This is a genomic window from Stutzerimonas stutzeri (assembly GCF_024448955.1).
GTDB classification, from domain to species: domain Bacteria; phylum Pseudomonadota; class Gammaproteobacteria; order Pseudomonadales; family Pseudomonadaceae; genus Stutzerimonas; species Stutzerimonas stutzeri_AQ.
In genome coordinates this window covers 1-13317 of the sequence record NZ_JAMOIH010000009.1, presented here as the reverse complement: position 1 = coordinate 13317, position 13317 = coordinate 1, and the positions used below count along the sequence as shown (strand labels likewise).

The 13317-nt window shown below is 61.9% G+C and carries 14 protein-coding genes; 10 read left to right on the top strand and 4 right to left on the bottom strand.

What is annotated here, in order from left to right; all coding sequences use genetic code 11:
• Positions 1-53: 53 nt before the first annotated feature.
• Both rimK and NA645_RS11155 read right to left on the bottom strand, forming a co-directional pair.
• Positions 54-959, bottom strand: a complete 906-nt coding sequence (gene rimK, locus NA645_RS11160) for a 30S ribosomal protein S6--L-glutamate ligase (RefSeq protein WP_256048865.1) — start codon at positions 957-959, stop codon at positions 54-56.
• Positions 956-1423, bottom strand: coding sequence for an ATP-dependent zinc protease (locus tag NA645_RS11155; RefSeq protein ID WP_256048864.1), 468 nt, complete (start codon positions 1421-1423; stop codon positions 956-958). Before NA645_RS11155 ends, rimK begins: the two co-directional genes overlap by 4 nt.
• A 103-nt stretch (positions 1424-1526) precedes the next feature.
• On the opposite strand from NA645_RS11155, the gene NA645_RS11150 reads away from it, so the two are divergent.
• The 4 genes from NA645_RS11150 (at position 1527) to NA645_RS11135 (ending at position 5688) form a co-directional block, all read left to right on the top strand.
• Complete coding sequence (locus tag NA645_RS11150; protein WP_256048863.1) at positions 1527-1922, top strand: RNA-binding S4 domain-containing protein; 396 nt, start codon at positions 1527-1529, stop codon at positions 1920-1922.
• A 135-nt stretch (positions 1923-2057) separates the two neighbouring features.
• A complete protein-coding gene (gene hslO, locus NA645_RS11145; RefSeq protein ID WP_256048862.1) occupies positions 2058-2951 on the top strand; it encodes an Hsp33 family molecular chaperone HslO in 894 nt (297 codons plus the stop codon).
• Positions 2952-3106: 155 nt separating this feature from the next.
• Entirely contained in the window at positions 3107-4648 is a 1542-nt protein-coding gene (locus NA645_RS11140; protein ID WP_256048861.1) for a phosphoenolpyruvate carboxykinase, read from the top strand.
• Between the two features lie 437 nt (positions 4649-5085).
• The gene (locus NA645_RS11135; protein WP_256048860.1) at positions 5086-5688 is read left to right on the top strand and encodes a nitroreductase family protein; all 603 of its coding nucleotides are present in this window, start codon (positions 5086-5088) and stop codon (positions 5686-5688) included.
• 308 nt (positions 5689-5996) lie between these two features.
• Here NA645_RS11135 and NA645_RS11130 read toward each other — a convergent pair whose 3' ends face one another.
• The gene (locus NA645_RS11130; protein ID WP_256048859.1) at positions 5997-6248 is read right to left on the bottom strand and encodes a DUF2790 domain-containing protein; all 252 of its coding nucleotides are present in this window, start codon (positions 6246-6248) and stop codon (positions 5997-5999) included.
• A 312-nt stretch (positions 6249-6560) separates the two neighbouring features.
• On the opposite strand from NA645_RS11130, the gene NA645_RS11125 reads away from it, so the two are divergent.
• Complete coding sequence (locus NA645_RS11125; RefSeq protein WP_256048858.1) at positions 6561-8489, top strand: RecQ family ATP-dependent DNA helicase; 1929 nt, start codon at positions 6561-6563, stop codon at positions 8487-8489.
• Positions 8490-8531: 42 nt separating this feature from the next.
• On the opposite strand, the gene NA645_RS11120 is transcribed toward NA645_RS11125, so the two are convergent.
• A complete protein-coding gene (locus NA645_RS11120; RefSeq protein ID WP_256048857.1) occupies positions 8532-8771 on the bottom strand; it encodes a hypothetical protein in 240 nt (79 codons plus the stop codon).
• Between the two features lie 283 nt (positions 8772-9054).
• Between NA645_RS11120 and NA645_RS11115 the strand changes: the two genes are divergently transcribed.
• From NA645_RS11115 to NA645_RS11095, 5 genes are all read left to right on the top strand, one after another.
• Positions 9055-9972: an aldo/keto reductase gene (locus NA645_RS11115; RefSeq protein WP_256048856.1), complete on the top strand. Its 918-nt coding sequence runs from the start codon at positions 9055-9057 to the stop codon at positions 9970-9972.
• A gap of 9 nt (positions 9973-9981) precedes the next feature.
• Positions 9982-11283 (top strand): NTP/NDP exchange transporter, encoded by a 1302-nt coding sequence (locus tag NA645_RS11110; RefSeq protein WP_256048855.1) that lies wholly within the window; start codon positions 9982-9984, stop codon positions 11281-11283.
• Between the two features lie 61 nt (positions 11284-11344).
• Positions 11345-11932: an Sbal_3080 family lipoprotein gene (locus NA645_RS11105; RefSeq protein WP_256048854.1), complete on the top strand. Its 588-nt coding sequence runs from the start codon at positions 11345-11347 to the stop codon at positions 11930-11932.
• Between the two features lie 87 nt (positions 11933-12019).
• Positions 12020-12445 carry an HPF/RaiA family ribosome-associated protein gene (locus NA645_RS11100; protein WP_256048853.1) on the top strand — a complete coding sequence of 142 codons (426 nt, stop codon included), beginning with the start codon at positions 12020-12022 and terminating at the stop codon, positions 12443-12445.
• Positions 12446-12587: 142 nt separating this feature from the next.
• On the top strand, positions 12588-13151 hold the full coding sequence (locus NA645_RS11095) for a histidine phosphatase family protein (RefSeq protein WP_256048852.1): 564 nt from the start codon (positions 12588-12590) through the stop codon (positions 13149-13151).
• Positions 13152-13317 lie beyond the last annotated feature (166 nt).

Sequence of the window (13317 nt, the reverse complement as noted above, 5' to 3'; positions counted from 1 at the left end):
AAAGCGTAACGGCAAGACGCCCGCCTGCTCTTTCTTGCCGCTTGCCGCTGCTTTTAACCCTTGCCCTTCGTTCTGGTCAGATGCGGGCCGGCGTTTTTTTCCAGGTACTGGATGATCAGCCCGGCAACATCCTTGCCGGTGGTTTCCTCGATGCCGGCCAGGCCCGGCGAGGAGTTAACCTCCATCACCAGCGGGCCGTGGTTGGAGCGCAGGATATCCACGCCGGCCACGGAGAGGCCCATGACCTTGGCGGCGCGGATGGCGGTCATGCGTTCTTCGGGGGTGATCTTGATCAGGCTGGCGGTGCCGCCACGGTGCAGGTTGGAGCGGAATTCACCGGGTTTGGCCTGACGCTTCATCGCCGCAATCACCTTGTCGCCGACGACGAAGCAGCGGATGTCGGCACCGCCGGCTTCCTTGATGTATTCCTGCACCATGATGTCCTGCTTGAGGCTCATGAAAGCTTCGATCACCGATTCGGCGGCTTTTTCGGTCTCGCATAGCACCACGCCGATGCCCTGGGTGCCTTCCAGCACCTTGATGACCAATGGCGCGCCATTGACCATCTGGATCAGGTCGGCGATGTCATCGGGGGAGTGGGCGAAACCGGTGACGGGCAGGCCGATACCGCGTCTGGCCAGCAGTTGCAGCGAGCGCAGCTTGTCGCGCGAACGAGCGATGGCCACCGACTCGTTGAGCGGGAACACACCCTGCATTTCGAACTGGCGCAGCACCGCGCAGCCATAGAAGGTGACGGAGGCGCCAATGCGCGGAATCACTGCGTCGAAGCCTTCCAGCGGACGCCCGCGATAGTGGATCTGCGGCTTGTGGCTGGCGATGTTCATGTACGCGCGCAGGGTGTCGATCACCACCACTTCGTGGCCACGTTGCTGGCCGGCCTCTACCAGGCGGCGGGTCGAATACAAGCGTGGATTGCGCGACAGCACGGCGATTTTCATTGGGCACCGGAAGTAGTGAGAGTCTGGGGTTTTTCCTGCACATAGGTGCGCGCAGGATCGACCAGCCATTTGCCGTCCATCAGGGCTTTTGACCCCAACAGCAGGCGATAGCGCATGGTCTTGCGACAAGTCAGGGTGAATTCCACCGGCCACAGGTGATCGCCCAGCGCCAGCAACGTGCGCACCACGTAACGGGTTTGGGTATGGCCGTTGGAGCTCTTGATCAGCTTGCGGGTCACCAACGGCGCTTCGCAACGATGCCGGCGTTGCACCAACGTGCCCAGATGGGCAGTGAAGCGCACCCAGCGAGTGCCGTCACGTTCGAATTCGCTGATGTCCGTGGCGTGCAGTGCCGAGGTGCTCGCGCCAGTGTCGATCTTCGCGCGCAGGCCGACCACGCCGAGCTCGGGCAGGGCGATCCATTCGCGCAAACCGATGACTATCTGAGGGTCGGGATTGTTCAAGAAAGCGTATCCACTGGTTTTCCGCGCATTCTAGTCGGGGTGCATGACAACCGCATCCACCTGTACGACTCTATGACAACACGACGATTGACCGAGTTGAGCGATGAGCGAAAAAGACGACGGTAAAGTCCGCCTGGATAAATGGTTATGGGCCGCGCGTTTCTACAAGACGCGCGCCTTGGCGAAGGCCGCCATCGAAGGCGGCAAGGTGCATTGCCGCGGCGAGCGCTGCAAGCCGAGCAAGGAGCCGAAAGTGGGCGAGGAACTGATGATCCGCGCCGGTTTCGATGAACGCACCGTGGTGATCCGTGCGCTTTCCGCGGTGCGTCGGGGCGCGCCGGAAGCACAGCTGCTCTATGAGGAAACGGCCGACAGTCTGGCCAAACGCGAAAATGCCGCGGCCATGCGCAAGGCAGGTGCCTTGGGTGTGGAAACCGATGGCAAGCCGAGCAAGAAACAGCGCCGTGCCTTGCAGCGCTTCCGCTCGGATGCCGAATGACTCGCCGGTTGGACGGTCGCCACTTTCGCCCTAGAATGCGGTCCCTTCTCGCAGGGGCCATGCAGATTCCGAGATTCGATGAGTCGCGGTATCCCAGCCAACGGCCCCGGCCTTTAACCTGCTCTGGTCATGCCCATGCTCGATTCCGATTACACCCAGCGTTTCCTTTTCGATAACACCGACGTGCGGGGCGAGTGGGTCGGGCTCGAGCGCAGCTATGCCGAGGTGCTGGCCAAACACGCCTACCCGGAGCCGGTCGCGCAGCTGCTCGGCGAGCTGCTCGCGGCAGCCGCATTGCTGGTCGGTACGCTTAAATTTGACGGGCTGATGGTATTGCAGGCCCGTTCGGCCGGCGCGGTTCCGCTGCTGATGGTCGAATGCTCCAGCGATCGCGAGGTGCGCGGCATCGCCCGCTATCACGAGGAGCAGTTGACGCCCGGCGCGACGCTGTCCGAGCTGATGCCCGAAGGCGTGCTGGCGATGACCATCGATCCGGCCAATGGGCAGCGTTATCAGGGGATCGTCGCCTTGGATGGTGTGACCTTGGCGGAAAGCCTGTCGAGCTATTTCGCGTCGTCCGAGCAGTTGCCGACGCGCTTCTGGCTTGCCGCCGATGGCCGCCGTGCATGCGGCATGTTGCTGCAACAGCTGCCGGTCGATCGGATCCGTAACGGTGAAGAACGCGAAGCCAGCTGGCAGCATCTGCGCACCCTGGCCGATACGCTGTCCGCCGAAGAGTTGCTCGGTCTCGACACCCAGACCGTGCTGCACCGGCTCTACCATGAAGAGCAGGTCCGCCTGTTCGAGCCCCGGCCGATTACCTTCCGCTGCAGCTGCTCGCGCGAGCGCTCGGCCAACGCGGTGATCAGCCTCAGCCAGCACGATGCCGAGCAGCTGCTCAGCGAGCAGGGCGGTGCGATCACCATCGATTGCCAGTTCTGCAATCACAGCTATCGCTTCGACGCAGCCGACATCGCCCAGCTGTTCGCAGGTGCGGGAACCGAGGGCCCTTCCGGCACGCGGCATTAAAAGGCCGTGGGGCGTAGAACCTTTTCGCCATTACGCCCTCATACCCAGCGCAGCGTCATTTCTGTCATAATCGCGCGCACTTTTTTTCGATGTAGTTCGCTGTCTGGTGGGCTACAACAGCATGGAGGATTCGGCCCAGGGCCGACGGGAAACTCATGACGCAAGCTATTAACGCCGTGTACGTTGATATCAGCACCGCTCGATTGATCGAAGAAGCCGTCAAGCGTGGTGAAGGTGAATTGGCCGCCAATGGCGCGCTCGTTGTCAAAACTGGTCACCGCACCGGTCGTTCGCCAGCCGACCGCTATATCGTCGAAGAGCCGAGCACCAAGGATTCCATCGCCTGGGGCCCGATCAATCGTCCCTTCCCTGCCGACAAGTTCGATGCCCTGTGGGATCGCGTCGAGACCTTCAACAAGGCTCAGGAGCACTTCGTTTCCCACGTCCACGTAGGCTCCTCCGAAGCACACTACCTGCCGGTCAAGATGACCACCGCGACGGCCTGGCAGAACCTCTTCGGTCGCCAGCTGTTCATCAATCCGGCGCAGTACAACCCGGCCGGAAAGGACGAGTGGCAGGTCCTCAATGTCGCCAACTTCGAATGCGTGCCAGAGCGCGACGGCACCAACTCCGACGGTTGCGTGATCATCAATTTCGCTGCGAAAAAGGTGCTGATTGCAGGCATGCGCTACGCCGGTGAAATGAAGAAAGCGATGTTCTCGGTGCAGAACTACCTGCTGCCTGAAGCCGACGTGCTGCCGATGCATTGCGCCGCGAACATCGGCGAAGAGGGCGACGTAACCCTGTTCTTCGGCCTGTCCGGCACCGGCAAGACCACCCTGTCCGCCGACGAATCGCGCTACCTGATCGGTGACGACGAGCACGGCTGGGGCACCGGCGTGGTGTTCAACATCGAAGGCGGCTGCTACGCCAAGTGCATCGACCTGTCCGAGAAGAACGAGCCGGTGATCTGGAAAGCCATCCAGTTCGGTACCGTGCTGGAAAACGTGGTGCTCGATGACGAGCGTGTCGCCGATTACACCGACGATAGCCTGACCCAGAACAGCCGCGCCGCCTATCCGCTGGAATACGTCGAGAAGCGTTCCGAGAAGAACCTCGGCGGCGAGCCGAACGCGGTGATCTTCCTGACCTGCGACCTGACCGGCGTGCTGCCGCCCGTGTCGATCCTGAACAACGAACAGGCCGCCTACCACTTCCTCTCCGGCTACACCGCACTGGTCGGTTCCACCGAGATGGGGTCGGGCAGCGGCATCAAGTCGACCTTCTCCACCTGCTTCGGCGCGCCGTTTTTCCCGCGTCCGGCTGGTGTCTACGCCGAGCTGCTGATCAAGCGCATCCAGGCGTTCGGCTCCAAGGTCTATCTGGTCAACACCGGCTGGACCGGCGGTGGCTACGGCGTTGGCAAGCGTTTCAACATCCCGACTACTCGTGCGGTGATCGCAGCGATCCAGAGCGGCGCATTGATCGGTACGGAAACCGAGCACCTGCCGATCATCAACCTGGACGTGCCGAAGGCCGTTCCGGGTGTCGAAACCCAACTGCTCAACCCGCGTAATACCTGGGCTGATCAGAATGCCTACGACGAAGCGGCCAAAGAACTGGCGAACAAGTTCATCGAGAACTTCAAGAAATTCGAAGTCTCCGACGCCATCAAGGCCGCCGGTCCGCAGCTTTAAGCTCTAAGCCGCCGCGTCAGAATCAGCCGCCTTCGGGCGGCTTTTTCGTGGGTGCTCACCAGAATAGGGAGTGTTAGGTCGTTCGTAGGGTGGGCCAAGGCGCGCTCCGCTTTTGCCCTCCATATGCGCCATCGGTGGGCTAAAGCGGAGCGCCGCCCGGCCCACCCTACGGCTATGCGTCTCAAGCCCACCTGTACTGCCAAAAGAATCGACGACTGCGATAAATATCATCAGTTTGTAGGGTGGGCTTCAGCCCACCAATGGCGCGAGCGGTCATCGCATGCTGTATTCAGCGCTATGCATCTCAAGTCACCTGCAACGACTTTGCAGAGCTGACTTATCGGTCCCACTGATAACTACCATCAGCCAAGGCGGATGGATTCGATGGTTTCCGGGGCATAGCATAGTGGCCACACATTCCAACCAGTGGAGCCGCCATGCATATCGAAGAAGCCATCCAGACCCGCCGCGCCGTTAAAGCGTACGACAGCAGCTTTCAATTGAGCCGCGAAGAAAAGGACGAATTGCTGCAGCTGGCGCTGCTGGCGCCATCGGCCTTCAACCTGCAGCACGTGCGTTTCGTCGAGGTCAGCGACCCGGCGCTGCGTGCGCAAATTCGCGAGGTGGGCTGGAACCAGGCGCAGATGACCGACGCCTCGATGCTGGTAGTGGTTTGCGCGCAGGTGGACAGCTGGGAAAAGAATGTCCGCCGCGTCTGGGAAGGCACACCGCCCGAGGTGCAGGACTATATGGCCGGCGCCATCGACAACTACTACCGCGACAAGCCGCAGGTGCAGCGTGACGAAGCCATGCGCAGCTGTGGCCTGATGGCGCAGACGCTGATGCTCGCCGCGCGCGGCAAGGGCCTGGATTCATGCCCCATGGACGGCTTCGATTTCGACGCGGTAGGCAAGCTGATCAACCTGCCTGACAACCATGTGATCGCCATGATGGTCGCGGTGGGCAAGCGTGTCGTGGAACCCAAACCGCGTGTCGGCAAGCTGCCGTTCGACGAAGTGATCATTCGCGATCGGTTCTGACCGATCGTTTGCGTGCCCATTCCCGGTGAACATGGAGCGTGGCTTCGATCAGTAGTGGTCTGTCGGCCCGCCCCATGGAAGAGCTCTCGTAGGGTTGGCCGGATGACGCTGCGCTTCAGCCCACCGATGGCGGAATAAGCTGGCTGTGGACTGAAGCGGAAGCCGCCGACCTAGCTACGGATGGCATCTCGCCTGACGCATGCAGACGGCGCCTTGCTCATCCACCTTGGCGCCGCTCGATAGATCGCAGAAGCGTTGACTCTACGAACGGCAGGCGTGTCGATGCAGCTATTAACGAGGCGACAGGCTCAATTCTGGTTCTTGCAGCTTTCGGCCAGGGTCCGATAGGAGAGCTTGCGGACCTCACCAGCCGAATCCCGATAAGTCATCACCGCATCGGTGACTTCACAGTAGGGCGTCGGCTCGACTTTGATCGACAAAACCGAGGCGATATCGAGCTTGGTGCCGTAGGCGTAGGTCTCGGGCTCGGCGCCGTTGGCATGGGCGAGCGAGGCAGCGGAAAGCAAAAGAGCGGTAGCAAATGCAAAGGTAGTGCGCATGGCAGGGCATCCTGTTTCTGGTTCGTAGATTCCTCCTGTTGGCAAGCCGCATCACCCGATCCGGCTTCGCTTGTGATTTTTCTCAGGAGCCCGGCGATGATGAATTAGTAAGCTCACTAACGATAATTGCGGATTCCAATGAGCGTGATTGAGCGAAATGCGTGGCCGCCTCGCTAGCTACTGCCTCAAGGCATTATCAGTGAACTACTTTCGAGTTCTTGCCGACCGCTGACCGCGCCTCGTGGACCGCTTTGCTTTACCGTCTCCCTCCTTTTGCTACCCTCTGGCTCCCAGTCAAAGGAGTGACTAACGATGATCGAACAAACCCTCGCTCAAACCTTCGGCTACGACGGCTTTCGCCCCGGCCAGGAACAAACCATCCGCGCCGTGGTGGCGGGCCGTTCGGCGGCGTCGATCTTTCCCACCGGTTCCGGCAAGTCGCTGTGCTACCAGCTATCGGCGTTGCATTTGCCGCATCTGACGTTGGTGGTCTCGCCGCTGCTGGCGCTGATGCAGGATCAGCTGGCTTTTCTGCATCGGCACGGCATTGCCGCAGCCAGTATCGATTCGGCGCAAGATCGCGAGCAGATCAGCGACACCATGAGTCGCGCCAAATCCGGGGAGCTGAAGATCCTGATGATTTCGGTGGAGCGCCTGAAGAACGAGCGCTTTCGCCATTTCATCAGCCAGGTGCCGATCTCGCTGCTGGTGGTGGACGAGGCGCACTGCATCTCCGAGTGGGGTCACAACTTCCGTCCGGATTACCTCAAACTCCCCGACTACCAGCGCCAGTTCAATATCCCTCAGGTGCTGCTGCTGACCGCCACGGCGACGCCGCCAGTGATCGCCGATATGCAGGCGAAATTCGCAATTGCCGCCGAGGATGTCGTGACCACCGGCTTCTACCGCGCCAACCTCAACCTGTTGGTCGAGCCGGTCGCGGGCGCCAACAAGCAGCGTCGGCTAGTGGAATGGCTGGCCGGCAAAGGCGAGCAGCCGACAATCGTCTACGTGACCCAGCAGAAAACAGCCGAGCAGATCGCCGAACATCTGGCGCAGCGTGGCTTTCCGGCCAGCGCCTATCACGCCGGGATGGGCCACGAATTGCGCGAGACCATCCAGCGGCGTTTCATGGCCGGCGAGCTGAACTGCATCGTCGCCACCATCGCCTTCGGCATGGGCATCGACAAGTCCGACATCCGCAACGTGGTGCACTACGACCTGCCGAAATCGGTGGAGAACTACAGCCAGGAAATCGGCCGGGCCGGGCGCGACGGGCAGCCATCTGACTGCCTGGTACTGGCCAACCGCGACAGCCTCAACGTGCTGCAGAATTTCGTCTACGGCGACACGCCGGAACGCGAGGGCATCCGCCATGTGCTCGATGAGCTGGCGAGCGTCGGACCGGGCGGTCAATGGGACCTGATGCTCAATCGGCTGTCCGAGCAGAGCAATATTCGTCAGCTGCCGCTGAAAACCCTGCTGGTGCAGCTTGAGCTCAAGGGCATCATCGCGCCGCGTTTCGCCTATTTCGCTGAGTATCGCTACAAATATCTGCTGGAGCCCGAGGCGCTGATCGCGCGCTTCGAGGGCGAGCGGCGGCAGTTCGTCGAGGCCATCGTGCAAACCTCGGCCCGAGCGCGAACCTGGTGCACGCTGGACTTCGATGCGCTCTACCAGCAGCACGGCGCCGACCGGGCGCGGGTGGTCAAGGCGCTGGATTACTTTCAGGAAAATGGCTGGATCGAACTGGAGAGCAAGCAGATGACCGAGGTCTATGCGCTAGTCGATCCGGACTTCGATGCCGCCGCGCTGAGTGTCGAGCTGCACGGTTACTTCAAGCAGCACGAAACCAGCGAAATTACCCGCATCGACAATATGCTTGCGCTGTTCGAATCGCATGAATGCCTCAGCTGGCGCCTGGCCGATTATTTCGGTGACGCCCAGGCGCCGCAGCGCTGTGGCCATTGTTCGGTCTGTCTGGGGCGGTTCGCGCAGCTGCCCGAACCGCCACCACTGGCGCCACTGACCGAAATCGATCTTTCCGCTCGCTGCGCCGATTTCAGCCAGCGCTATCGGCAGTTGAAAAACAGCGAGCCCAGTGCCGAATGCCTGACGCGCTTTCTCTGCGGCATCAGCGTGCCGCTGTTCACCAAGCTGAAGGCGCGCGGCATTGCGGGATTCGCCTCGCTGGAGGCTTACCCTTACGCAGATGTGCGCGCGCAGGTGGCGCGTTCGTAATTGCGCACAAAGAGCCGGACTTGAATGTGCCCAGGCGATCGGTCACCGCGTGGTGCGAGACTCGGCATCCAGCTCGCTCCACAGCAGCTTGCCCAGGCCCGTATCGTCGGGCAGCAGCAAGAGACTGAGCGCAAACACCAGTAGCAGGCCCAGCACATAAGCAAGATTGATAAGCCGATGATGTCGAGGCCGCTGCGCCTTGACCTGCTGGGTCGATTCCTCTGGCCTATCAGGCAAGGCGGCCGATGGTTGGCCGGGCGGCATGGACGGGTGGCTGGGCATGGGTGTCTCGATTGCTGCGAGCCGGTGCGTGCAGCGGCGGGCGCGGCGCAAGGATCAATGGTCATCAGGCGCGGCGAAGTAAAACCGAAATAAAGGCATATTGCCAGCACGGCGATGCCTTAAACCAATTTCAGCGGTGCTCGGTCAGCGGGCACCGGCGCGGCGTCGCGTCGCGCCCCGTTGAAACAAACTGAAAAGCTCCCGTGCGTCGGCCCGATGATGCGCCCGCTGGTGTCGACCATACTCAAGCGTCGAAGCCGCTACCGACACGGAGAACCCACCGATGCAGACGCGCCGCCAGCTCCTCCACCGCTCCGCCGTGCTGACGGCTATCGCCGCACTGGGACCGTTGCTGCCGTTCGTGGCACATGCGGCCGAACCACTACGGATGCGCCCGATTCCAACCACCGGCGAGAAGCTACCGGTGATCGGGCTCGGCACCTCGCGCACCCATGATGTGGGCCTTGATGATTCGCAGATGGACGCGCTGCTGGAGGTGTTGCGGATTTTCGTCGACGGCGGCGCCCGCCTGATCGATACCGCGCCGAGCTATGGCAACGCCGATCGTGTGGTTGGCGAGCTGGTGCAGCGGCAGAACGCGCGCGAACGGGTGTTTCTAGCCAGCAAGGTTTCCGCCACTGGCCGCGAGCGCGGGCTGGCGCAGATCGAGGCCAGTTTCGAGGCGCTGCAGAGCGACAGCATCGACCTGCTCCAAGTGCACAACCTGCAGGACACCAGCACCCAGCTCGGCCTGCTGCGCGAGCTGAAGGAGCAGGGCCGCATCCGTTATATCGGCGTGACGCACTATCTGGAGTCGGCCCACGACCGGCTGTTGGACGTGCTCAAGCAGGAAGAAGTCGATTTCGTCCAGTTCAACTACTCGGTCGGCGAGCGCAATGCCGAGAAACGGCTGCTGCCCTACTGCGCCGACAACGGCATCGCCACCCTGATCAACCGGCCCTTTACTCGCGGCAACCTGCTGGGGCGAGTCAAGGACCGGCCGCTGCCCGATTGGGCAGCCGAGCTTGATGCGACGTCCTGGGCGCAACTGGCACTCAAGTTCATCCTCGCCGAGCCGGCAGTGACCACGGTGATCCCGGCGACTTCCACTCCGCGCTACATGGCCGACAACCTGCTGGCCGGGCAGGGCCGTCTGCCGGATGCCCGGCAGCGGCAGATGATCGTCGATGCCTTTGGTTGAGCCCGGCAAATGTCCTTGGGCTCGAATCGGTTGCGCCTGGCCGGGCTGATCAACGCCCGTCCCGTCGAGCTGCGCGCCGCGCTGGCCGGCTTCGGGCTGTTCTTCTGCTTGTTCAGTGGCTACTTCATGCTGCGGCCGATCCGCGAGTCCATGGGCATCCAGGGCGGCGTGGAGAACCTGCAATGGCTGTTCACCGCGACCTTTGTCGCCATGCTGGTGGCGGTGCCGCTGTTCGCCTGGCTCAACTCGCGGGTGGCGCGCGTCCATTACATCGACTGGGTGTACGGCTTCTTCTGCGTGAATCTGCTGGCGTTCGCCGGGCTGTTCTTCGTCGTGGACGAGAGCATCTGGCTGGCGCGGGTGTTCTACGTGTGGATCTCGGTCTACAACCTATTCGTGGTGTCGGTGGCCTGGAGTCTGATGGCCGATGTGTTCGATGCGCCGCAGGCTCGCCGTCTGTTCGCCTTCATCGCCGCCGGTGCCAGCGTCGGCGGCCTGGTCGGCCCGGCCGCCAGTGCGCTGCTGGTGGGCGTGCTCGGGCAGTTCGGGCTGATGCTGCTGGCGGCGCTGCTGCTGGCGTTGGCGGTGGTGCTCAAGCATTACCTGATGGCGTGGCGCGAAGTGGCAGGCGCCGGACGCCCCGGTGCCGAACAAGCGGAAAATCCGCGCCGTCCGGTGGCGGGCAACCCGTTCAGCGGGCTGACGCGGGTGCTGGGTTCGAGTTATCTGCTGGGGATTGCTGCCTTCGTGCTGCTGCTGACCACGGCTAGCACCTTCCTGTATTTCGAGCAGGCACGGCTGGTTGCCGAGCTGTTTCCCGATCGCGCCGAGCAGGTGCGGGTCTTCGGCGCCATCGATTTCGTTGTGCAGGTCGGCGCCCTGCTGTCGCAACTGTTCATCACCGGGCGCGTTGCCCAGCGCCTTGGAGTGCGGGTGCTGCTGGCGGTGGTGCCGGCGCTGGTCTGCCTGGGTTTCATCGGGTTGGCGCTGGCACCGACCTTCGCTGTGCTGGCAGCGGTGATGATCGTGCGGCGCATCGGTGAGTACGCCTTCGTCCGTCCGGGCCGCGAGATGCTCTTTGCGCCGCTGGATGCGGAGAGCAAATACAAGGCGAAGAACTTCATCGATACCGTGGTTTACCGCGGCGGTGACGCCTTGAGCGGCTGGGCCAAAACGCTGCTGGACATGCTTGGCCAGGGCACGCTGCTGATCGCGCTGGTGGGCGCCGGCTGCGCAGCGGTCTGGGGCGCGCTGGGCTGGTACCTGGGCGGCCGGGCGGATCGGAAGGCGAGCGGGCGGGAGGGGGAATAAGCGCACCTCTGCAAGCGAGTGGTGGCAAAATGCCTGTCTACTGTCCGGCACGGAGGTCGCCATGCGCGCCGCTTCGCTTTTTACACTCATCGCTACCGTTGCCATCAGCGGCTGCAGCATCAAACAGAACGTTACTCCTGCGGCCCTCTCCGCCGAACTGACACCGGAAATCTGCATGATCCCAGCGCTGAACCTGCGTGCTGGCTTCACCAGTGCCTACCAGGCCTCGTTGATGGAAAAAGGCTTCAGGACCCGCCTGATGGCGCCCGGCAGCAGCCCTGATCGTTGTGCGCTTGCTACCACCTTCATTGGTCGTTGGGGTTGGGATCTGGCGTTGTACATGAAATACGCCGATATCCGCGTCTACGAAAAAGGCCGTCAGGTCGGCCAGGCGGAATACGATGCGCGCTGGGGCGGCGGGCGACTGGATAAGTTCATCAGTGCCGAGAAGAAGATTGTTGAACTGGCCGATCAGCTGTTTCCCAATGGGGCGGCCGACCTGGGTCGCGCTCCCGCCCCGGTGATAGCCGGCGATATGGCACCGTTGAGCCGGGAGGCTTATCGGCAACAGCAAGTGCAACGCTTGATGGATGAGGGCCTGTCCTACGAGGAATACCAGCATCGCTATCGGCAGTTGATGGACGAGTAGGTCGCTTGGCCATTGAGCGAAGCCGCTGAACCTCGTGGGCGTCGGCGCCTCGAACCTATTAGGTACCCAACCATCAGGAGTAGCCGTATGCATGTTCAAGTCAACAGCCAACACGTTCCCAGCAGTGTCGAGTTGCATGAATGGGTGGGTTCGACCGTAGAGGAGCGGCTGGAGCGCTTCGACGATTTCCTTACCCGCGTCGAGGTTCACATCAGCGACGAGAACGCGCAAAAAGCCGGGGCTGATGACAAGCGCTGTCAGATCGAGGCGCGGCCTAAGGGCCATCAGGCCGTATCCGTCACGCACAAGGCAGAGTCGCTGCAGTTGGCGGTCGATGGTGCGGCGGAAAAAATGCGTCATGCCCTCGAGCACCTGGTGGGCAAGCTCGACGCCAAGGTACTGTCCAGTGGTGAACTCAACGATCCGCTACTCGACGAAGAACCACAGGCCGTCAAGGACGCCATGCTTGAAGAAGACTTTCTCCAGAACCAGGAAGCACGTGGCAAGGAATAATTTGTTCTGAAGAGCGGGACGTACGCACCGAGGTGCGTGCGCTATCCAACCGTAGGAGCGAGCTAGCTTGCGAGACATCCCGGCCTGGAGCCGCTGATACTCCGACATCGCCACTCCGCGGTTACCGCCGCAGGCCAGAGCTATGCAGATAACCTTGGTACGCCACGGCAGGCCCGACCACACTGCCGCGAGTTGGTGTACTCCAGCGCAGATGAAGGGCTGGATCGCCAACTACAACCAAGCGGATGTCATCGCCCACGAGCTGCCGGACGGTCTAGGCTTACTCGCTGAAAAAACCGGCGTCGTGGTCTGCAGCTCACTGTCGCGCTGCGTTCAATCGCGCGGGCACCTGGCTTGCAATTGTCGCCAAGAACCGGATCCGCTGTTTGCTGAGGCGCACTTGCCCTACCCGGATTGGTCCTTTCCACCTATGCCGTCTCGACTCTGGCGATTGCTGTTCCGCGGCGCCTGGTTCTTTGGTTTCGCCCGCCATACTGAGCCCATCAGCGAATCCAACCGGCGCGCCAGCGCGACGGCGGAACGACTTATAGAACTTGCCGAGGCGCATGGCAGTGTGCTGCTAATGGGCCACGGCATCATGAACATCCTCATCGCGAGGCAGTTGCGCAAGCGCGGCTGGGCAGGCCCACCTAACCTCGTCCTCAAGCGGTATTGGGAGCCGTGCAGCTATTACAAGGAAGATTGAGACGCCTGCATCTTCGTCACGAAGGCGAGTGACCCCTGATTGTTGCGATGAGGTATTGGACTCGAATATGAGCTATCGCAACGTGGCTATAGCGAAAGGCTTACAAGCGGCAGTGACGTTCAGCGCTATGCCTACCAACGGCCGAGGATTAATCTGTGCCAACTCT